At 44.9% G+C, this 22,510-nt stretch carries 19 protein-coding genes; 8 read left to right on the forward strand and 11 right to left on the reverse strand.

Going from position 1 to position 22,510, the window contains the following annotated elements; genetic code table 11:
• Positions 1-3: 3 nt before the first annotated feature.
• Genes ICL07_RS01830 through ICL07_RS01840 form a run of 3 tightly spaced genes read left to right on the forward strand, consistent with a single transcriptional unit; the run spans position 4 to position 3,343 of the window.
• A complete protein-coding gene (locus tag ICL07_RS01830) occupies positions 4-1,422 on the forward strand; it encodes an efflux transporter outer membrane subunit (RefSeq protein ID WP_188086242.1) in 1,419 nt (472 codons plus the stop codon).
• Between the two features lie 48 nt (positions 1,423-1,470).
• Positions 1,471-2,574, forward strand: a complete 1,104-nt coding sequence (locus ICL07_RS01835; RefSeq protein ID WP_188086243.1) for a sensor histidine kinase — start codon at positions 1,471-1,473, stop codon at positions 2,572-2,574.
• A 10-nt stretch (positions 2,575-2,584) separates the two neighbouring features.
• Positions 2,585-3,343 (forward strand): LytR/AlgR family response regulator transcription factor, encoded by a 759-nt coding sequence (locus ICL07_RS01840; protein ID WP_188086244.1) that lies wholly within the window; start codon positions 2,585-2,587, stop codon positions 3,341-3,343.
• Between the two features lie 4 nt (positions 3,344-3,347).
• On the opposite strand, the gene ICL07_RS01845 is transcribed toward ICL07_RS01840, so the two are convergent.
• The gene (locus ICL07_RS01845; RefSeq protein WP_188086245.1) at positions 3,348-4,475 is read right to left on the reverse strand and encodes a FecR family protein; all 1,128 of its coding nucleotides are present in this window, start codon (positions 4,473-4,475) and stop codon (positions 3,348-3,350) included.
• A 41-nt stretch (positions 4,476-4,516) separates the two neighbouring features.
• Positions 4,517-5,068 carry an RNA polymerase sigma factor gene (locus ICL07_RS01850; protein ID WP_188086246.1) on the reverse strand — a complete coding sequence of 184 codons (552 nt, stop codon included), beginning with the start codon at positions 5,066-5,068 and terminating at the stop codon, positions 4,517-4,519.
• Positions 5,069-5,523: 455 nt separating this feature from the next.
• Between ICL07_RS01850 and ICL07_RS01855 the strand changes: the two genes are divergently transcribed.
• Genes ICL07_RS01855 through ICL07_RS01865 form a run of 3 tightly spaced genes read left to right on the forward strand, consistent with a single transcriptional unit; the run spans position 5,524 to position 11,635 of the window.
• Positions 5,524-8,844, forward strand: coding sequence for a SusC/RagA family TonB-linked outer membrane protein (locus ICL07_RS01855; protein WP_188086247.1), 3,321 nt, complete (start codon positions 5,524-5,526; stop codon positions 8,842-8,844).
• Between the two features lie 46 nt (positions 8,845-8,890).
• Entirely contained in the window at positions 8,891-10,336 is a 1,446-nt protein-coding gene (locus ICL07_RS01860; protein ID WP_188086248.1) for a RagB/SusD family nutrient uptake outer membrane protein, read from the forward strand.
• 33 nt (positions 10,337-10,369) lie between these two features.
• Complete coding sequence (locus tag ICL07_RS01865) at positions 10,370-11,635, forward strand: TlpA family protein disulfide reductase (RefSeq protein ID WP_188086249.1); 1,266 nt, start codon at positions 10,370-10,372, stop codon at positions 11,633-11,635.
• Between the two features lie 31 nt (positions 11,636-11,666).
• On the opposite strand, the gene ICL07_RS01870 is transcribed toward ICL07_RS01865, so the two are convergent.
• The 5 genes from ICL07_RS01870 to ICL07_RS01890 all read right to left on the reverse strand — a co-directional run bounded on the left by ICL07_RS01870 (position 11,667) and on the right by ICL07_RS01890 (position 15,491).
• Complete coding sequence (locus ICL07_RS01870; protein ID WP_188086250.1) at positions 11,667-11,921, reverse strand: hypothetical protein; 255 nt, start codon at positions 11,919-11,921, stop codon at positions 11,667-11,669.
• A gap of 88 nt (positions 11,922-12,009) precedes the next feature.
• Entirely contained in the window at positions 12,010-12,255 is a 246-nt protein-coding gene (locus tag ICL07_RS01875) for a DUF6520 family protein (RefSeq protein ID WP_188086251.1), read from the reverse strand.
• Positions 12,256-12,302: 47 nt separating this feature from the next.
• The gene (locus ICL07_RS01880; RefSeq protein WP_188086252.1) at positions 12,303-12,767 is read right to left on the reverse strand and encodes a MauE/DoxX family redox-associated membrane protein; all 465 of its coding nucleotides are present in this window, start codon (positions 12,765-12,767) and stop codon (positions 12,303-12,305) included.
• Between the two features lie 5 nt (positions 12,768-12,772).
• On the reverse strand, positions 12,773-14,146 hold the full coding sequence (locus tag ICL07_RS01885) for a serine/threonine protein kinase (protein WP_188086253.1): 1,374 nt from the start codon (positions 14,144-14,146) through the stop codon (positions 12,773-12,775).
• Between the two features lie 364 nt (positions 14,147-14,510).
• Complete coding sequence (locus ICL07_RS01890; protein ID WP_188086254.1) at positions 14,511-15,491, reverse strand: helix-turn-helix transcriptional regulator; 981 nt, start codon at positions 15,489-15,491, stop codon at positions 14,511-14,513.
• A gap of 220 nt (positions 15,492-15,711) precedes the next feature.
• Between ICL07_RS01890 and ICL07_RS01895 the strand changes: the two genes are divergently transcribed.
• Positions 15,712-16,335, forward strand: coding sequence for a hypothetical protein (locus ICL07_RS01895; RefSeq protein ID WP_188086255.1), 624 nt, complete (start codon positions 15,712-15,714; stop codon positions 16,333-16,335).
• Positions 16,336-16,358: 23 nt separating this feature from the next.
• Complete coding sequence (locus ICL07_RS01900; protein WP_188086256.1) at positions 16,359-16,820, forward strand: GNAT family N-acetyltransferase; 462 nt, start codon at positions 16,359-16,361, stop codon at positions 16,818-16,820.
• Here ICL07_RS01900 and ICL07_RS01905 read toward each other — a convergent pair.
• From ICL07_RS01905 to ICL07_RS01920, 4 genes are all read right to left on the reverse strand, one after another.
• The gene (locus tag ICL07_RS01905; RefSeq protein WP_188086257.1) at positions 16,817-17,362 is read right to left on the reverse strand and encodes a hypothetical protein; all 546 of its coding nucleotides are present in this window, start codon (positions 17,360-17,362) and stop codon (positions 16,817-16,819) included. The genes ICL07_RS01900 and ICL07_RS01905 overlap by 4 nt on opposite strands.
• Positions 17,363-17,508: 146 nt before the next feature.
• A complete protein-coding gene (locus ICL07_RS01910; RefSeq protein WP_188086258.1) occupies positions 17,509-19,410 on the reverse strand; it encodes an OmpA family protein in 1,902 nt (633 codons plus the stop codon).
• Between the two features lie 24 nt (positions 19,411-19,434).
• Positions 19,435-20,436: a PorP/SprF family type IX secretion system membrane protein gene (locus tag ICL07_RS01915; protein ID WP_188086259.1), complete on the reverse strand. Its 1,002-nt coding sequence runs from the start codon at positions 20,434-20,436 to the stop codon at positions 19,435-19,437.
• A 65-nt stretch (positions 20,437-20,501) separates the two neighbouring features.
• Positions 20,502-22,247: a T9SS type B sorting domain-containing protein gene (locus ICL07_RS01920; RefSeq protein ID WP_188086260.1), complete on the reverse strand. Its 1,746-nt coding sequence runs from the start codon at positions 22,245-22,247 to the stop codon at positions 20,502-20,504.
• Positions 22,248-22,510: the final 263 nt, after the last annotated feature.

Genomic DNA, 22,510 nt, shown 5'->3' on the forward strand with positions numbered 1-22,510 from the left:
ACAATGACTATCAATAAATCACTGTTGTTTGCCATGGCCGTACTCTCCTGTACGGTGATGGCCTGCAGGGTGGGCAAAGATTTTACCCGGCCGGCAACGGCATTGCCGGAGCAGTACCGGAGCATTCCGGCGCCGGCAGATAGCAACAATATCGGCCAGGTATCGTGGAAAGTATTTTTCACCGATCCGGCGTTACAAACGCTGATCGACAGCGCCATTGCGCACAACTTCGATATACAGACCGCGCTGAAGAATACAGAGATTTCCGCGCAGACACTCAAGTCCGCCAGGCTGGGCAATCTGCCGGACCTCAATCTGACCATACAGGCCAACCGCAGTTACCCCTCCAAAAACAGTCTGAATGGCTCCATGGCCGATCAGTTTATGGGTACCCGTTATATGGACGACTTCAACGCCAACGTAGGTTTGAGTTGGGAAGTAGTGGCCTGGGGTAAGATCAGCCGGCTGAAAGAAGCTGCCCTGGCTGGTTACCTGCTGAGCAACGAAGCCGCTCATGCCGTGCAGACCCGTATTGTCAGTGAAGTAGCCCAGGGATATTATAACCTGTTGATGCTGGACCGCCAGCGGGACATCGCTGCCCGGAACCTGGCATTGAACGACAGTACCCTGTCCATGATGCAGTTACAGTTTCAGTCCGGTCTGATCAACAGTCTCGCTATCGAACAAACCGCCGCCCAAAGGCAGGTGGCTGCCGCCCTGTTACCCCAATTGGAGCGCCAGATTACGCTCCAGGAGAATGCACTCAGCATTCTTACCGGGACATTGCCTGCCGGCATTGCCCGGAGCAACCGGCCTTCATCCGTTGTAACAGGCAGCCCTTTACAAGCCGGCGTACCCGCCAGTCTGCTTAGTCAACGCCCCGACGTACAGGCAGCCGAGATGGCCGTTAAAGTGGCGAATGCCAAAGCCGGCATCGCCCAGGCCAGCATGTACCCGGCCCTTAATATCACTGCCAGTGCAGGGCTTAATACTTTTAAAGCCTATAACTGGTTCAGCATACCAGGCAGCCTTTTTGAAACAGTAGCCGGCAGTATTACGCAGCCGATCTTCCAACGGAGGAAATTAAAGACAGAATGGGAAACGGCTAAAATAGAATGGGAGAAAGCAGCCATCGACTTCCGGAAATCGGTATTAACAGCGGTGGGAGAAGTATCAGACGCCCTTGTGAAGATAGACAAGCTCAAAGCGCAACAAGAGATGACACAGCTGCGGGTGGACAAGCTGCAAAGCGCCACCAGAAATGCCGGCTTATTGTTTCAAAGTGGTATGGCTACCTACCTGGAAGTAATCAGTGCACAAAGCAACGTATTGCAGAGTGAACTGGACCTGGCCTCCGTACAGCGCGAACAGCAGGGTGCTGTCGTGGAATTGTACCGCTCACTGGGCGGAGGCTGGAAATAGACCTGATTACTTTATATTTAGGGCCCGTTGATGCACTAAAAACAAGCAATGAGCAAAAATAACATGGCAGAAAAGATGTTCAACAGGTATTACCGGATATTTATCATTCCGATGATATTTCTCCTGTACTACCTGTTGTCCTACCTGGTGAATCCCTACAGCGAGTCCTGGACCAGGATGTTTAAACAGAGCTGGAAAGAACTGCTGATAGAGTGGACCATTATGATGATTTTCTGCTGGCTGATTACAGAAGCGAGCCTGATCACCTCCCGGTGGATGGACCGCCGTATTCCCTGGGAACGTTGGCCTATCCGGCGTTTTATTGCCCAGCTTTTTGGTCAGATTGTTTCTGTGGGTATTCTGCTCAGCATCCTATATGTTATCCTCTCCCTTATTTTCGGTCCGCCTGAAAACAAGCCTGCTACCATACCGGAAAAACTGGACGAATGGCAATTTGTTTTTGTATGCGTGATGTTGTCGATCCTGATCAGCGCCGTGCATACCGGCAACTTTTTCCTGCAGCGTTGGAAAACCTCGATGCTGGAGGCCTCAGAGCTAGAGCTTAAAGCGGCGGATTTAAGGCAGATAGCCATGCAATCACAGTTGCAGTCCTTAAAGTTACAGCTGGACCCGCATTTTATGTTCAACAATTTCAGCACATTATCCGCGCTGATTGAAGAAGACAAAACAATAGCCTTATCCTTCCTGGAGAACCTGTCACGTGTGTACCGCTACATGATCGTGAATTTGCCGAATGATATTATCACGCTAAAAGAAGAGCTGCGTTTTATACAGGCCTACATCTACCTGATCCGTATCCGTCATGGCGACAATGTGGACATCCGGATAGACGTACCCAACGATATCTCCGGCCGGGGCATCCCACCTATCACGCTGCAGTTGCTGATAGAGAATGCCATCAAACATAATGTGGCTACCGGAGAACACCCCCTGCATATACATATTTATCAAAGCGAAGAAGGAAAATTAACTGTCAGCAATAATACCCAGCGTATCCCCAATGTGATCCCGTCAACCAAACTGGGCCTGGAAAATATCCGGAACCGTTATGCCCTGCTCTCCGACCAGACACCGGTAGTAGTGGAAGAAAACGGGATGTTTATAGTCACGCTGCCATTACTGGATTTTTAAAATTACCGATATGAGAATTGTGATCATCGAAGACGAAAAACCGAATGCCACCCGGTTAAAGAACCTCGTTCAGGATATCTGTCCCGATGCAGTTGTAGAAGCCATGCTGGACACCGTGAGCGGTAGTGTAGCCTGGTTTAAGGAACACCAACACCCCGATGCCGTATTGATGGACATCCGGTTGGCAGATGGGTTATCATTTGATATTTTTCAGCAGGTGTCCCTGCAATGCCCTGTTATTTTCACCACCGCTTACGATGAATATGCCATCAGGGCGTTTAAAGTGAACAGTATAGACTACCTGCTGAAACCAATAGAGAAAGAAGACCTGCGGCAGGCGTTGGATAAGATCCACCGGCAGCCGGTACAGGCAGGACCTACCGAGATGGTACAGCAATTACTGGAGTTTTTTAAACAGAAGGAAGTCAGCTACCGTACCCGTTTTATGCTGCCTTTCCGGGATGGATACCGTACCGTACTCGTAGAAGATGTAGATTTTGTTTATTATGCCAACAGTGTTACCTATCTCGTTTTAAAAGACAAATCCCAGGTTGTTGTTACCCAAACGATGGACGAGCTTGAAGAGCAGTTAAACCCTGTCCAGTTTTTCCGGGCCAACCGGCAACATATTATCGGCGTACACAGTATAGACCGTATACTCCATTCATTTAACGGCAAGCTGCAGATAAGGCTGAAGCGTGATCCTGAGCGGGAAGTGCTGGTCAGCAAAGAGAAAGTACCGTTGTTTAAACAGTGGTTGGATCAGTAGTCGGCTATTTAAAGTGCAGTTGGCCGGTTTTATCGAAATAATAATCTACCGTAGTTGTTGACTTCAGGTTTTCCAGGAAAACCGTGATCGGCTGGCTTCTTTCCACGCTGCCGGTGAAGGTTTCGCGGGCGATATGCGGGTTGTCCATGATGATGGGGGTACCGAACCAGCGGGGTAGTATCCGGGCGATATCGGCGAGGGAGGTATTGGAGAAGTAGAAGATGCCCTGGCGCCAGCTGAGTTCCGTTGTTTCATCGAAAGGCTGTACGCGGATACCGGAGGTGCTGGCAACCGCCTGTTGCCCTGGTTTTAATGCCACTTGTTCCATTTTAACCGCTCCTTCTACGAGAGATACCTTTACCACCGTACTATCGTAGGTATTTACATTAAAGGCTGTTCCCAACACTTGTACAGTACCTTGCGGCGTATGTACCAGGAATGGTCGGGTAGCGTCGTGGGCTACAGCAAAGTAGGCTTCACCGGTAAGATATACCTCACGGGAACCGGCAGTAAACGGTACCGGAAACCGCAGGCTGGAAACGGAATTCAATGATACGACGGTACCATCCGACAATTTGATGGAATAATGTTGGGCTATCGGGACCGTCAGTGTTAAGTTATCATTACCAGTGGTTTCACCGATAGTACTAACGGGCATTGAAAGCGTATTATTGGTGTTGATTGCCTGTAAAGTGCCGGTATGAAGAAGGCCGGTATCTTTTGAGAGGTTCAGTAGTTGGCCATTACCGGTTTGCAGTTGTACATCACCTTGTGTTTCAGACAGGGCGAGCGATGGTTTTGCCGGCGTATGCGACCGCACCAGCCACCATGCGGAGGTTACTGATATCAGCAGAGCGATGGCAGCCGCCCATGCAAGGGGGCTTATCCATTGTCTTATTTTCTGATCAGGGAGTACCGTTTGAAAAGGCATTTCCTGCCAGGGAAGCGTTTCAAATCGTTGAAAATGGTTGTCAATATCTTCCTGGCGATATAAGTCTTTCGTATTATCCCACGCAGCAGCCACCACTCTATCTGATTCGATCAGGTGGTCGAGGTAGGCTTCATCGGCGGCGCTGATAATGCCCCCGATTTTCTCCGTCATCAGCTGTTGTATATCCAGATTACTTCTCATTACTTTAATAAAGACACTTTTTCTGACACATCGGGCTAACCTCAGTGTACATTATTTTTTAACAGGTTTCTCAGGTCCTTCAAGGCAAGGGCCATATGGTTTTTTACAGTGGCTTCACTGATACCGAGTTGGTGGGCTATCTGTTGCCGGGAATAGTGATATAGGTATCCCAGCTTAAAAACCTTGGCTCTTACCGCTGGCAGTAGCGACATGGCGTGCGACAGTTGCTGTTGCAGTTCTTTGTTTTCCAGTATGTTGGCAGGTGGTTCGAATGTTTCCGGCAATTGTACCTGGGCATAACGTTTCCGCTGTATTTCATTGGCTCTGACCTGGTTGAGGCTGCGATTACGGATGCTGATGAAGAGGAAATTGCGGATAGGTCCTGTCAGGTCGCTGCTGTTCTTCCAATCCATCTGCCAGAGGTCTTCAAAAAACTTCTGTACCAGGTCCTGCGCCTCCGTTTCGTTTTGTACGATACCATAAGCAACGACCATTAACCATTTCCGGTAAGTAGTATAAATAAAGGCAAAGGCATCCGGATCGCGCTCCTTCAGCTGTTGCCATAGTACCATATCGTTTTCGTATATCTTCATCAGGGTGTATTCAGCTAATCATACATTAAAAGGTATCTATGGAAACATCCCGGCAAAGAATAAACAAGGCCATCTGCTAAAGCAGGGCACAGTTTATCAACCGTAAAAGGTTATTGAGCGCAGGTATGGGATGTGTTTCCGTCAGACAACCAGTGTAACGTACTATAGCTATGCTTGTTATTGTTACATGAAAATAATATTTAGAAGGAGTTTACGCCAGAACGGATGAAAAGAAATTTGTTAATCGGTTGTTATGAAAATCTGATATGCAAATAACGATGGCATTTTTGAATTATAAAAATTCTGACTGTTAATTTTCTGTAACCGCATAACATTAAGTTAATATAAAAACTTCTCCGGCAGTTAGGCCAGGATAAAATATTTCTTGTCTTCATTACAGAGGTACCTGAATTTATACAACAAAATATTTTATCCAAACCTATCAACACATTGTCATGAATCTAACGTTACTCCTTTATGCGGGAAGACTTCGTAAACTACTGGCACCCCTTCTTTTCGGAAGTCTGCTACTGGCAGTTCTCCCGGTGGCGGCCCGGAGTCAGGGCGAGCACAAGGTAACGCTTTCCTTCAGCGAAGTCCCGCTGTCCCGTGTATTTAAAGGCATCGAAAAACAAACAGGGCTTATTTTTATGTATAACAACAACCAGATAAAGGATAACTATCGGGTAAGCATATACGTAAAAAAGGAACCACTGGAAGAGGTGCTGCGGGAGCTGCTTTCACCGAAGGGTATTACGTGGGAGTTCAGGTCTAAAACAGTGGTATTAAAACCGGAGAAAACAGCAGCGCCAACAACCGCAGCTCCGGCGGACTCGGCGGGTCATGTGGTTACCGGCGAGGTACGGGATCAGAATGGAGCGCCCTTGCCTGGTGCATTCATCATTGTGAAATCAACGCAGAAAGGGACTATCAGCAATGAGAAGGGAAAATTTTCATTGCGTAATGTTCCGGTAGGATCCCTGTTACAGATCAGTTATACAGGTTATGCTCCCAGACTTGTTGCCGCATTGGCCAACACGCCGATTCAGGTTAAGCTGGATGTAGCAGACAACCGGCTGGATGAAACGGTGGTGATGGCGTATGGTACTACTTCACGACGTCTCAATACAGGCTCAATTAGTAAGGTAACTTCAGAGGAGATAGGCAGGCAGCCTGTATCCAATCCATTGGCAGCATTGGAAGGGAGAGTACCGGGTATGCTGGTTACTCAAAGCAGTGGCGCACCAGGCGCTTCTGTAAAAGTACAGATACGTGGCCAGAATTCACTGACTAACGGTTCCGAACCATTATATATCATTGATGGAATACCATTCGCACCAAACAACAATAATATCAATAGTCTTAGTTCAATTTTAACACAGGGTGATGCGGGCCTTAGTCCGTTCAGCCTTATTAATCCTTCTGAAATTGAAAGCATTGAAGTGTTAAAGGATGCAGATGCAACTGCCATCTATGGAAGCCGTGGAGCTAATGGAGTTGTACTGATCACTACACGTAAGCCTCAGGCTGGCAAGATGACACTAAATGCCAACTTCAATACGGGAGCAAGTACTTCTTCCAGGTTGCCAGAACTGCTTAACACGCAGCAATACCTCGCCGTGCGCCGCGAAGCATTTAAGAATGATGGGCTCACTCCCAATGCCACTCCTGGACGACCGGGGTATGCACCCGACCTCATGATTTGGGACACAACCCGTTACACTAATATGCCCAAATTACTTTATGGTGGTACTGCAAAGGTATTAAATGGAGCTTTATCTCTCAGCGGAGGCAATCAGCAAACACAATTTCTCATTGGAGGTAATTTCCATAGAGAGACAACGGTACTACCTACCAGTGTAGCCGACAATAATTCATCCATAAAGTTCAACCTAAGACATCTCTCCCCTGGTGGCCGAATTGATGTTAAACTATCCACAATCGTCAACTTTGACAACAACAACCTGGCAGGCGGGAGTGTACTTAACATGACACTTCCACCTAATATACCAGAGCTGTACGACTCAACAGGGCATTTGAATTGGACCAAGGGAGCAACAACCTTTCAAAATCCCTTAGCCGTTTTTCAAACGAGCTATAGTGCCGTTTCTCAAAATTTTTTAAACAACCTTACGGTTGATTTTAAAATAACAGATGGGTTAGTCTTTCGCACCAGTGCAGGTTTAAACATGCTTTATCTTAACGAAAAAAACAAAGTCCCTATCTCCACCTTCAATCCCAGCACCAACTCCACAGGATCAGCTTCTTTTTCAAACAGTAACTTTAAAAGCTTTATCATTGAACCTCAGCTTGAATACACCCATTCAATATTCAAAGGAAAACTGGATGTTTTACTCGGAAGCACCTGGCAGGAAAGCAGAAAAGACAACGTGGCATTAATGCTTGCCGGATACACATCCGACATACTATTGGGATCTGTAAGCGCGGGTCCGCTTTTAAGCAATAAACTCTCCGACGAAAGCAAATATCGTTATGAAGCTATATTTACCAGAATCAACTATACTTACGCCAACAAATATATCATCAACCTTAATGGGCGCCGGGACGGCTCCTCACGTTTTGGTCCGGACAAAAGATTTGCTAATTTCGGTTCAGTTGCAGCCGCCTGGATTTTCAGTAATGAATCCTTATTCCTGCATCAACTTAATCTTATCAGTTATGGGAAAATACGCAGTAGCTATGGCATTACCGGAAATGATCAAATAGGGGACTATAAATACCTATCAACCTGGTCGAGCGACGTAACACCTCCCTATCAAGGAGGCATCGCGCTCAAGCCCGAGAATCCATTTAATCCCGCATTTAGCTGGGAGCGGAACAAAAAACTCGAAGTTGCGCTGGACCTAGGGTTTCTGCATGATAGGTTATTAATATCTGCCGCCTACTATCAAAACAAAAGTGATAACCAACTGGTAAGCTACATGCTCCCTTCGCAAACGGGATTTTCAAGCATTACTCAAAATCTCCCAGCCTTAATTTCCAATAAAGGCTGGGAACTGGAAATGAATCTCAAAATTATTAATACCCATAACTTCAAATGGACTACAAGCGCCAATCTAACCATACCAACTAATACATTACTGGCGTTCCCTGATCTTCAAAACTCCAGCTACGCCAATATTTATGAGATTGGAAGATCTGTCAATTTAATCAAGGCCTACCAATACACAGGAATCGATACAAAAAAAGGTACCTATACCTTTAATGATGTCAATAAAGATGGTAGATTCAATTCACAGGATTTTCAATATGGTGGTAAACTGGATCCTGACTATTTCGGTGGCGTCACTTCCGATTTTATCTACAAGAACTTCCAACTCAACCTCTTATTTAGCTTCAGAAAACAGTTTGGGAAAAACATAAGAGCAGCCACATATCTGGCTCGTAATTACCCGGGACTAATGTATAACCAATCCATTGACGTATTTAACAGATGGCAACAACCAGGAGACGATGCTACCTATGAAAAATTTACTGCAACTACAAATAGTGAAGCTTATAAACAGGCTTCTCTCTATGCAAGATCCAACGCAGTATACAGCGATGCGTCCTTCATAAGGTTAAAAAACATCAGTATTAGCTATAATATCCCTGCAGCGCCTCTCAAAATCATCGGCATGAAATCCGCCCGGGTTTATTTGCAGGCTCAAAATTTATTTACCATCACTGACTATCCGGGAGACCCTGAATCACAAAGTATTTATGGAATTCCTACTTTAAAAACCATTGCAGGTGGTATACAACTTACCCTGTGATGAACGTAAGGCATTCAACTACTTGTACGTCCAAAAAACACATACTATGCATACTATCAACAAACTTCTACTGATTATCAGGAAACTATTCATACTTACCTCCCCTATTTGTGTATTGTCGGCCTGTATAATAATCTTCAGTTGTGCATGCAACAAATTTGCAGACGTAGGAGATCCGGCTACAAAAATCACCACCGAACAATTATTCAAGGATGATGCAAGCGCAACCTCTTCGATATTGGGTATATATTCTGCGCTATCCGCCTATGGCCTCAATATAATTGGCGGTGGTGCCACAGTATGCGGCAGCCTAACTGCGGATGAGCTCACCTGTACAAATCCCACCTCCGACTATGCAGAATTTCAGAATAATGCTATCTCCACCACTAACTTTGTTAATCAATACAAGTTATGGTCTGTTGCTTATACAATAATATACCAGACAAACATTTGTGTAGAGGGACTATCCAACAGTACTAATCTGACTCCGGCGTTAAAGAAACAACTCCTGGGTGAGGCAAAACTCGTAAGAAGTCTTACATATTTTTATTTAGTTCAGCTTTTCGGAGGCGTTCCCCTTATCACACAGTCTGATTATCATCAGGCAGCTATCAAAGGAAGAAGTCAACCAAGTGAAGTATACGATTTTATCATCTCTGATTTAACAGATGCCAAGGGCTTGTTAAGTGCAGCCTATCCTTCTGCCGGTCGCTTACGCCCCAATAGCTACACCGCATCTGCTTTATTAGCAAAAGTATACCTCTATACCAATAACTGGCAACTGGCAGAAAAGGAAGCCAACAACGTTATAAGCGCTAATATTTACAAACTGGAACCAGATTTAAACCAGGTATTCCTTGCCGGCAGCAAAGAGGCCATATGGCAGCTCCAATCCGTTGCGGCAGGTTCCAATACCGGTGAAGGCTCTGCATTTGTTAATCCTGATGCGGATGTCATGCCAGGATACCTGGTCACTGATAAACTATTAAACTCGTTTGAAGTAGGCGATCCCAGAAAAATAGCATGGATAGGCAGTAAAGCTGTAAACGGTCAATCGTATTACTTTCCCTATAAATATAAAGTAGCCTCCTCAGCATCAACTACTATTACAGAAAACTACGTTATGTTTCGTTTGGCGGAACAATATCTTATCAGAGCAGAAGCTGCTATCAGACAAGGGAAAATTCCGGCAGGAATATCAGATTTAAACATATTACGAAGCAGAGCACGGGGAAATGATACATCCATCTTACGCGACATCACTACGAACCAGAACATGGATGATGCGCTAAAGGCAATCCTACAAGAAAGACAAGTAGAATTGATGGCAGAATGGGGAAACCGCTGGTGCGACCTAAAGAGATTTAATAAGGCCAGGCTGGTCCTCCAGTCTATAAAGCCAGGCTGGAAGGATACCGATACACTATATCCAATTCCAGACCAGGAAATGCGGCTTAACAAAAATCTGACTCAAAACAATGGCTACAACTAATTACGAGACTCATTTACAAAACATATAACTGTTATGAAGCTACGCATAATCATTTTTCTGCTACTAAGTATCGCAGCCTCCTTTCCGATAAAAGCGCAGAAACTCAACATTGGCGACAAGTGCCCGGACATCCTTTTAAGATCACTGCTTAATCATCAACGGAAAAAAGGAAATCTGGTAACTGACTTCAATAATAAACCACTCATTATAGATTTCTGGTTCAGCAATTGTGGACCATGTCTCGAGTTTATCCCTAAATTAGACACTCTACAGAAGAGCTATCATAATGAATTCAACATCTTGTGTGCAACCCTGGACAATGAAGAAACCGTAAAAAAAACATTCACAAAAAATGTCAACCTGAGTAAAACCAAATTGCCCATCGCCACTAATATAGAAACGACCAGTGATTTATTGAAGTTATTTCCACACACAATGGAGCCACATGAAATATGGATTGGAAAAGATGGCATCATCAAGGCTATCTCTTCGCACTATTATGTTACCCCCTCCAACATCGAAAAATTCATCAACAACCAGCCGTTAAATATTCCGGAAAAAAAGGAAATTACTGACCCCAAAATAGCAGGAAAACCGCTTTTACTCGTGGATAATGAGTATAGCGGAGGGAAAGGAAAATTATATTACCTGTATATTGGCAAAGCAGATCCGCAGCTACCGGGCATATCAAAGGTATCGTTTGACAAGACAACTGGCGAAGGCAGAATACTTTGTCAAAACTGCCCTGTTCATACTATGTATGAAGTAGCATATAAACGTAGAGGCGTACATACACCGATGAAAGTAACCAACAAATATAAGGATAGCACCAAATTCATACCCGATATACTTACCATGAAGGGCATATATTGTTTTGAAGTGATTATTAAAGATACATCCGAAGTAAAGGCGCAACAATTAATGAAACGGGAGCTGGACAACTTTTTCGGTCTAAAAAGCAGTCTGACACAGGAACTTGTTCCCTGTTACGTACTTTCGAGCACTAAGACAACTGAAAGATTTAAATCCAAAGATAAAGATGACACCAACTCAAGCCATGACATAGAAGGAAACAATATTATAGTCAAAAATATTGGAATCTATGCAGTAATGAGAAATAGGTTGTACAATAACCTCCCGTATAATGTTATCAACGAAACCGGGTATGACGGTATCGTAAACCTCGTTGTGCCTCATTCAACAGACATCAATCAGCTAAAGAAAAGCCTTAACCAATATGGGTTAGATTTAAATCTGGAAATGCGCAACGAGGAAAGAATAATATTGGAAGATATGTAGTGGCTGAGGGAACACTATATTCGGCTACCCTTCAGGGCTTAAAAACAAATGTTGTTGCCAAAGAATATTTGCTGGCTGTACCAATCAGGCAAGTAACACCATTCTCGGCCGGGCATATCGCCTTTGCTACGTTTATAGTTGCGTTAAAGGCATATTGACCATTGGTAAGGTACCAATTGTATGGTATATGAATTACAGTTGCTGCACCCTGATACACAGTAGCATAAGCTCCACCAATACCTAACAAGGCACTAACAGCAGTCCAAGCTATACGTAATTTCTTCATTTTGCAAGCATTTTATATGTAGGATTATAGGTTAATTTTCAAAAAAATACAAAGGAGACAGTCCTGCTGTCTCCTTTGTATGAAACGGTTATGGCTTGTAAACAAAAGCGGTTGGTTTGTTGAGAGCAGTACCGTACAAACAGGTTACACCACTAGGTGCAGGACAATTTACTCTAGCAGCAACGGTAGTACCACTAAAAGTAACTTTGCCACCTACGGTATGCCACCTATAGATTGTACCAACACGGTTAACAGAATCAGCAGTAGTAGCATAAGCACCACCAATACCAATAATAGCAGTTAATGCAGCAAAAGCAATTTTAATCTTTTTCATAAAACTGATTTTTTAAAAGGTTATTTAATAAGGGACTTGTCATTTTTTTACAGGTTGACTCCTGTACTATGCGCAGTAGTATCTTTATTTAGTTTAATTATCCTTCTGAGTTCTGAAGGCCATATTGCAATGGCTCCCAACAAAAGGAAAAACAGGTTAAATACCAGATGTTCTTTCCAGGTAAGGGCGCTTATAACCCCACCACAACTGCAAGGCATATTTTTAAATAGCCCCATCACAGCCATTGAGATATACCCTGTAAACACCAACATTAATCCTGTTGCTAATTTTAATCCCAATAGCCGAAATCGGGGCAGTATGAGTAATAAAACAATTACAATTTCTACCGAAGGAATCCCCCAAGATAGAACGGGAATCAGATAAGCGGGAAAAGCCTGCCGTTCCAGCTGAAAGACGAATAACTCTACATCAAGTAATTTACTGGCAGCAGCATAGGAAAAAAGCAATATATATGCGATAGCAGCAATCTCTAATATCTGGTTCTTTTTCATAGATGTTATTTAAAGAAAATATTTTCAATCGTTTCTCTTATGATGGCTACGACCGGTCGATTACCAGGATTCATATCTAAACATTGCCTTATTAATGACATTAACCTGACATCCGGCACATGCAAAAGCAATTCGTCCCATTTTATTTCACATTCCTTACTAATAAAAGCAGATGGATGTACCCCAGTTACAATGTGTATCATCAAAGCTCCTAAGGTGAATACATCTTCCTTAACTGTAGGCGATTCTTCTCGTATCTGCTCTGGTCCAACATATCCAAAAGCGCCTAACGAAAACGGGACCGCTGGCTCGCCTTTTACATAGTTATAACTTAACTCAAGATCAATTGTATACACTTCTCCCGATGCTAAAATCATGAAGTTCGCGGCTGTTGCGTCTCTGTGAACATATCCGATAGCATGCATTTTCTCCATCATTTGTAACGCCTTTATATAATACGTCATCAGCTGCCGCCTAATAGAATCTGTAACATCTACCCATGGCACATCCTTTCTTAACTCATCAATCTTCCGGCCTAAATCAACACCTTCCAACCACTCCATCACCAAATAACACTCCTCTCCCTGCTCAAAAAAGTCGATAACTTTAGGTACATTAATATGATCCTGCACCTCCGACAAGGCTTTTGCCTGCCATCTAAGTCTATCTTTTATGTCTCTTCCATTACGGTCAAGAAACACTCTCTTTTTACCCTCTTTAATGAAACACCAGTTAAACTTCAGTCCTTTAAGGTCGACAGACTTCAACAAGTCACCTTTCGGCGAATGAACAACCATAAACAGCGGTACATACCTATTCTTAAGTAACCGTTTCCTTTTCCAATATCGATACTTAGGATCAACCTTAAACGGCAGTTTCTTAATTGGTGGCATCCCCGTTACAATTACGGGTATACCCTCCACTGGCGGTTGCGAGAAAATACGCGCCACATAAACACTCTCATTTAGTCTTATCGCATTATTTATCTGAGGCCCTTCCATTCCTACTACCACCGCCGACAATTCATATATCAGGTGTTTAGTCAAAACTTCGTTTATCGAATAAATAGTCATAATTTTCCCTACATAATCAATGCCTCTCCAGAAATCATTATAATCTTTCGCAACAGATAGGCTTTTAGTAAATCCAAAGCTGACTTTATGCTGCAACAAAATGGGCAGCACTCGTCTTATCATCTCTTCAACAACCTGGCTCCTCACAGAAAGATACAATATCCATCCAGATTCGGTCACCTGCGACCCTACATGTAAGTACGCATCATCCTCCACATAAGGAATACCCATTTCATCAAGCAGGTGGTGGAAACCATTTTGCTGATCTACATTCTGGTTGTGTGTTTCCTTCAATTCGTTTATCATATTTATTCTTTTATTCAATAAGATACCCTCGCCATAAAAATCATGGCATGATTTAACCAGGGCACAACTATGAAAACTATTTACCGGGATTACTTATAGCATCCATTGGCATAACAAAGCTATCAGAGACCAGGTGGTCTCATGACCGCTATTCGCTGCATCTTCTTTAATATTTAATGGTACTCACCAGGATCAATTAACGGTTATTTTGATAAAGTTGTCAGGTTCTTCTTGTCGGGCTTTCTTATTTTCCTGGTGATAACGTCAACGATATAAAGTTCCTTAATAAAAAAATAACAAAATATTCATTTTGGAAATAGTATCTAATCATTCGGGGCATTTTTCAAAAGTTAACATTGGAATGTTAACGGGCGCCCCCGGGGGGCTTACCGTGGTATTTTTTATATTCCCGGGTAAAGTTCGCCGGATAGCCATATCCCAGCATATAGGCTATTTTATTCATACTTAATCCTGATTCCCGCACCAATCTTTCGGCTGTTTCCATCCGCTGTTTGATAAGGTACTTACTGATCGGAATCTGGTAATATTTAGAGAACCCTTTTTTTATGCGGGACTCGCTGATGTTGTACATGTGCGCCAATTCAGCCACTGTATGGGGAATATCCAGGTTCTGATCGATATAGGATTTAATTCCGGCGAATAATAGAAAATCATTATTGGCCACATCCGATTGTTGTTCTCCTTCAAAATAGCTTACTACCCAAATCAGCACCTCAAATACTTTATGCTGTACCCATAATGCTTTTAATTTGCCGGGAATACTACCTCTCTTAATTTCCCTGATACGGTTTCCCATCTCTTCCTGTATAATACCTGCATGCCGGCCTACTATCGCCGATTTAAGGCCATCGATCAACAACAACCATTTATTGAGCATAGGAGACAAGCTCGCCAGATCACCGATCTGTTTTCTTGAAAAAGTAAAGCCCTGCCATTCATAAATACCCGGCTCAAAATACAGGATGAGTTTATCCGGCTTTATCTCAAGGAGATTAAACTGCCCCTGATACAACAGTGTCTTTTCCAGTCCCTTAATGGAAGCCTCCGCCGTTCCCTGGATCATACAGGAGCATACGTGAAAGGAATGCCGTAGTTGCGTCTCCAGAATTGTTTTTTCCCGTACAAAAAAGATGGCATTGATGATGGATGAACCGCTGGATTCATAACGATGAATAAGAATATCCGCCTTCGAAGAACTTAACAGTTGTGCATCTGCAAAAGCAGACAGGTATGGCTTGTATTCTTCCGGTATTACTGTTGAAGAATTGAAATGGATATTGGGCGCGTTAGCAACAACAAACTCTATTGTATGGACGAGGGACATTTAGAAAGCGGTTTTAAGGTGGTCATCCAAATAAGTCATAACATACAAATTATGAAATCACACTGCTAACATGTTACACACATATAAAAACAAACCAACTTAAGACCTTTTACAGTATTATATTACAGCCAATGTTAAGTTTTTGTGACTGCGGTCATTTCAACAGTTCGGCATCATAACTTGATAGTTATTTTCCCTCAACTTTAAACATGCGTATATTATGATGCTAAGTATTGCAGAAACCGAACCGGAAGGTTTTACCAAAGAAAAAGCCGTTCCTTTTTATTATTGTAACCATATCAAACAGTTTACAACTACATCATTCTTACATTTCAAGGATGTTGGCATTCTCTTTCAGACAAAGAAATATGCCGGATGTACACTACGCTGGATGGTCTGTTTCACTGAAAAAAGAAGAACGTTATTAATTAAGGAAGAAACGCCCAAACTAGTCTTCGAAACCTCTCCCAATAAAACGCTTTACACCCGTTTTATAGAACAAGGTAAGGTACTCCTTCAACCCGATGAATACGGCATTTCCCACGGCAGTACTGAATACTCTTCCGTCATCCTCACACAAGGCCGGCAGGAAATCATCCGCCTGGAATACACTGCCGAAGCTCTCAACGACGAAAGGCTTTTAACACAAACCCAACACTGGCAGGATAATTTCGACGAGAAAAAATCATGGCTCTATGGCAGCGGAAAAATTAGCACACAACTACAACAACAGTTGAATACCCTCCTTAACACACCGGCTAATACCCCTGAAGAAGAGGCACTCTTCGGCGCGCGATGCCAGGATATTTTACTACACGTAGCGGCAGACCATATCACCGCCTGATAATAATTCCCTACCTTCATAGCATGATTATCAGACCGTACACCGCTGCCGACAAACCTGCCTGCCTCGCGGCTTTCCGTAGCAACATGCCCAAGTTCTTCGCACCCGGGGAACTGACAGACTTTGATACCTGGCTGGAAGAACAAGGGAAACGCGACCTTTCCGATCGTAACGAATGTTACTACGTACTCGCATTAAACAACGAAATAATTGGCTGTGGCGGTTATTATATCCGTGGCAACGGGACAGCCATCATGACCTGGGGGCTACTCCACCAGCAATACCATAAACAAGGATGGGGTAAAAAACTTTTGCTGCACAGAGTAGCTGTTATCCGGGAGATATGTCCGTCATGTACCATTCAATTGGATACCTCTCAACATTCCGCACCTTTCTTCGAGAAACTGGGATTTGAGGTGACGAAAATCACCCCGGATTTTTTTGGCCCGGGACTGGACCGCTACGATATGGAATTAAGAAATTAACCGTTAAACCGGGGATGGTTTAACCCATATAACATCACATACACATCATCTCCTTCTGCATTAAATTCATTGATGAGACCGATGCCCAGGATTTTATTATCCATGTAATCCGACAGGCTATCTGTTTCGGCATCGAAATTAGGTGTAAAATAAAGACAGATACCCAGGAAATTAGGACTCATCAGGCCGCCCGGAGGAGAATAACAGCTAAAGCCGGCATCTACCTGCAGCACTTCACGTACCGTCATGCCTACACGAAGTACGCCGTTGACGGTACCCTGATAACCTTTCGTGGCAATAATATTGGTGATTCTGCCATCATAGATGTCCACTTTCAGACGGATGATACCACCCATATACCAATATTCTATATATCGCAAGGAAGGCGTTGTCACGAGACTGATCTTTTTATCACGGGCAAAGTACTGGTCCGTTCGAAACATCTTCTCCAGCCCTTTTACCTCCATTCCCTGTTGAATGCCACCCAGACTTACCCCAGGAATGATCGGTGCTTCAATGTCAAAATATTGCTCCTTCTCCATTTATTCATTTAGTCAGGCGTCAAAAATAAGGGAAATCCTGTACAATCAGGAAGAGATATAAAAAAGCCTTGCAGGCCAACTAACCTGCAAGGCAAATCTGCCATACTGCAATATATGTATCTGACTAAAAATCAATAAATTATAAATCAATAAATGACTTTCAATTCAGAACGCCTGTTTTGCTGATGCTGTGATTCATTACAAGGCACTCCATCCAAACAGCCATTCGCAATACCATCCCGGGTCATATTACGATAGTAAACACGCTTAGGTGAAATACCCTTGTCATCCAGGTAATTGATCACCGCATAACAACGCATGGTAGACAGATCCCTGTTATAGGTATCGGTACCACGACTATCGGTATACGAAACAACCACCAGCTTCCAATCCGGATGCCGTTGCATAATACCCGCCACGTAATCCAGTATACGCCTGGATTCTGTCAGCAGTTCGGTACTGTTGAATTTATAAAAGAACTGCAACTTCTCCAGTTCGGCCTTATCTTTCTCTTCTTCAGGCGTCAACTTACGGGGAACGTTTGTTTTAGCGGTACCGGTATGACCATTGGTGCTGTTACCACCGCCATTATTACCATTGCCGCCGTGGTCGTTATTGCCGTTATTTCTATTACTCCCATTACGATCATCACCATCAGATGATCCCCCCGCAGGCCGCAACCTGGAAAAGAAATAGGCATCTTTAAAGGCATAGATATCATCCGCACCTGTACCACCCTGCCGGTTAGAAGAGATGAAACCCTCATAGGCATTGCGTTTGAGGATAAGACCAATATCATCGCCACCAGTATTAAACGGCGCTTTCATATTATCAGGCTCCTGCCACTGCGCCCGGCTACCAATAGCCCGGAACACATCATATCCCCCCATACCAGGATGTCCTTTACTGGAGAAATATAATGCCCCGTCTTCATTGATCGTCGGAAAAGCCTCTGCCGCCACGGTATTCAGCACCGGACCACAGTTAACCGGTTCTCCCCAGCTTCCATCGGCCTGCTTCTCACTATACCAGATATCAGACTGCCCCTGCCCTTCCGGCCGGTCAGACACAAAATACAGGATACCGCCTTGCTCCGCCAATACCGGATAACCGGAAGAATAGCCTGCTTTGTTGATATTGGCCAGCAACACCGGCGTAGTCCATTTTCCATTTTGTTTGACTGACTGGTAAATATTCAGCCGGCGAATACCGCTTACCGGTCCACGCAGACTATCAGGCAACACCTTATCCTGTTCATTGATGGTGACATACAAGGTATCCTCCCCCTTGTTCATACACAACGGACCAATATGATACCGGTACCCTCCCAGCAACTGCGGGAAAAGCTCCTCCAGCAATACATTGGAGTCGCCCACACTGTATTGTTTGAAAATATAAGGTTTGTAGTAAGGTTGTAAAGTCCGCTTGTCGGCAGCCGGATGTTTTTCCATTTTATCATTCATCTGCATACTGCGATAACCGTTGGAGATCAATAGCAGCCCATCTTTCACCACCCCGCTGATAATTTCGGAATTCTCCGTATTCAGTTCCTTAACAGGATTCAGTGTAACATCTGCCCGCTGTTGCTTCCACACCAAAGCACTATCGCAGGCACGTAAGGCCAGCGCCTTCAGCTGCATACTGTCGGCCTTCGGCGACGTAAAACGGGCATACTGTTGTTTAGCTTCGGCATACAGCTCGCGGTTGCGTAGCACCTCACCCAGTGCGAACCAGGCCTCCGGCGGACAATCAGGCAATGTGGTGATCCTGGCATACCAGTTACCCGCATTGTCGAATAACCCGACTTCCCGGTAACATGCAGCCAGTTTCATCAATTGGGCTGTTTTCACCCGTTTGCCTCGTTGCTGGACCAGTCTTTCATAAAGTGCAGCTGCGGGGGCATACTCCTGCCTGGCATAGGCTTCTTCAGCCATTTGCAACACGCTTTTCTGCTCTTGCGCTACCACCTGCAATGGCAACCAGGAAGCCAACAGGACGACGAATACCTTACCGTAGATTTTCCTGAAATAAAGATGATACAGTTTCAAGGGCTTATTTTTTAAATAATCAGTTTAGAAATAACGGGGGCTGCTGACATTATATCTTTTGGATGGAAATAAGACACCAATAGATATTTCATGCGACCCGGCCTGGTAATTGGCCATCCGGTTCACATTCAGGTCATAGGAATAACCAAAACGATAACGGTCGGCAGCGAAATATTCCAGGATAACACTGGCAGCATTCACCTGCTGCAAACGGGTATCGAGGTTCGATTTATTCCACAGCTTCATGCTGGTACGGTAAGAACCACCTACCCATAACTTTTCCGAGATCAGCAGGAAAGCATTTAAATCCACACTGGACGGACCTTTGAAATCTTCTTTCCACATCATCGTCGGTTTCAGCTTCAGGTTTTCAGACAATGTAATGACCGTGCCTGCTGTCAGATAAGTATGCTGTGTTTTCCGGATCGTTTCATAGGTATTGCCCTTCCAGGCAAAACGGCTTCCATCAGTATAGAGCGACAAAAGGTCCATCACGGAGACGCCAATATACAAAGAAGGCGTGTAATAATAAATACCAAAACGGGCATCCGGTATCCAGCGCGATACTTTCCCTACCGGAATGGCATCGTCATTATTATCTACATACCGCAAGGCAGTACCATCAATACTATATTGGGTAACGCCGGCGCCTATACCAAAACACAAACGGCGGGTATCTTCATTATCCAGCGGAATACGGTAAGCGTAGGAGCCATATAAGGAGAGCGCTTCCTGCGGACCGGTTTTGTCAAACATCATTTGCACACCCAGCCCCACCCTTTCACCGGCAGCACTGGTGAGGCCATCCAGGGAGATACCGCCCGTTTGCGGTGCGCCGGGAAATCCGGCCCACTGGTGGCGATAAAAGGCATTGAGGTATAAATCCCCCTTATATCCGGCGTAGGCCGGGTTTACAGACAGTCCATTGAACGCGTATTGACTGAACTGGATGTTCTGTTGTGCTTTCACCTGTATACCAGTTAGCAGCAATATAGCGGCGCACCAGGCTTTTAATTTGTTTTGCATTGTATCATGCTTTTATTAACACCTATACAGAAGGCAGGCCGCTGAACGGCGGCCCGCCACTTCCATTATCTTAATATTTGTATCCAGCCTTTGTAACGAACTACTCCTTCCGGCTTCCTTACTTCCAAAACATAGTAGTATGTTCCTTCATTCAGTTGCGAGCCATTCCAGTCGTTGCGGTAATCTTTGGACTGATATACCATGCTACCCCAACGGTTGTAAACATAGATCGCTGATCCCGGGTATTTCTCCAGTCCTCCGATGATGAAGCGTTCATTTTTACCGTCACCATTCGGTGTGAACACGTTCGGGAAGGTGATATCAGCGCCATCGGCCTTAATGGTGGCTTCCGCCGTGTTGTTGGTATTGTCGGTTTCCGGTTCGCGGGCTTTTACAGATACGCGGTTGGTAATATTGCCTCCCTCCACGATACGGGATACCATGATCAGCTCCACTTCCTGGCCTGCAGGCAGGCTGGCGATGGTCCAGGTAATCTTACCGGCGGTTTTGTCCACCTGTCCTGTTTGTACCTGAACAGATTTCGGCATTTCCAGGTTAGGCGGCAACAGGTCTTCCACGACCACGTTGGTGAATACCTGTGTTCCGCTGCTCTTCACTTTTACGCTGTAGGTGATGTCCTGCCCCATACGGTAAGTACCCATAGGCGGGTTTACCACCGTTTTGGTAACAGACAGATCACCAATGATATTGCTGGCTTCTATCACCGTACCGGCCTGACCGTTACATCCTGGTGCGGCAGGGTCACAACCTCCGGTAGGTTTGGTCGTAGTGCCGTCGCTTACCTGCGCCGTATTGGTGATGGAAGTCACTCCATCCAGGGAGGCAGGCGTAGTTACAATCAGTGTAGCCGTCGCCGTTGCTCCCGGCGCGAGATTGCTGATAGTGAAGGAAGCCACATTACCATTCAGCGTACCACCGCTTACGTAGATGGTATTCGCCGGTACCGGGTCTGTAATAGTTACCTGTGCAAGTGGAATATTACCGGTATTACGAACGAAGATGGTATAGGTCAGCTTTTCGTTCGGATAAGCCACGCCGCTGGTATTATCAGCAGGCAGCGCGACAGTTTTCCAGGTGTCGAAGCTTTGAACATCATCGTCATGGATATTAACGGTGGCTTGCGCTGTTCCTGGCGCGAAGCTCCAGGCGCCGCCGGTTCCACCGGTAAGAGTGAAGTTCACCGTGCGGGTACCATCCTGTATTTTATTGTCGATTACTTCCACGGGTACGGTTACACTGTGCTCTCCGGCAGGAATGATCACGGAACCATTGAGCGCTTTGTAATCTGTTCCGCCTACTGCTGTTCCTGCTACTGAATATTGAACCGTAACCGGTACAGTGGTGGTGAGCTTACCTGGGAACGCGATCGTCACTTCACCATGGGTAGCCGGTTCGGAGGCATTAGGCTTAGTGGCGGTAATATTTACCACCAGGTTACCTGTCACGTCGTCATCGTCTGCTATGGTAACGGTAGCAATACCGTCGGTAGCGCTGGCAGTGAAGTTGCCCAGCATGGCCGCAGTGCCGCCTTGCAGGGAGAGGATTACGTCTTCCGGCCCTTCGATGATATCATCATTGATCACGGTTACCGGTATGAATATTTCTTCCGCCCCTTTAGGGATGATAGCGCTTCCGTCGATCGTATAATCATCACCGTTGGCAGCAGAGCCGGTGATCGTATAGCTCACTTTGATTTCTTCAGCAGCAGAAACGTCTTTCGGCAAGGCAATGCGGAAAGCGCCATGCGTGGAGGGTTCCGCTGCATCCTTGTCTTTGGTGACGCTGATCACCCGGTTGGCGGCGTTGTCTTCGTCATCTGTAATGATGACGGTCGCGGTATTTTTAGCACCGGGTGAGCGTTATTATGGTCTGTATTAATTCGGAGTGTCCTTCAGCGTAATAGTCAATAAGGGGTAACTACACCGTATAGGCGTAGTTGCTCAGTGCTGCACAGATAAAAGGCTTAAGATGCTGCCATCTTTCTGATCACATGATGATAAAGGGTTTGCGTAGAAATTTTCATAGATCATTGGTTTTTATCGTCCTATAGCAT

This window comes from Chitinophaga qingshengii, assembly GCF_014529935.1.
GTDB classification, from domain to species: Bacteria; Bacteroidota; Bacteroidia; order Chitinophagales; family Chitinophagaceae; genus Chitinophaga; species Chitinophaga qingshengii.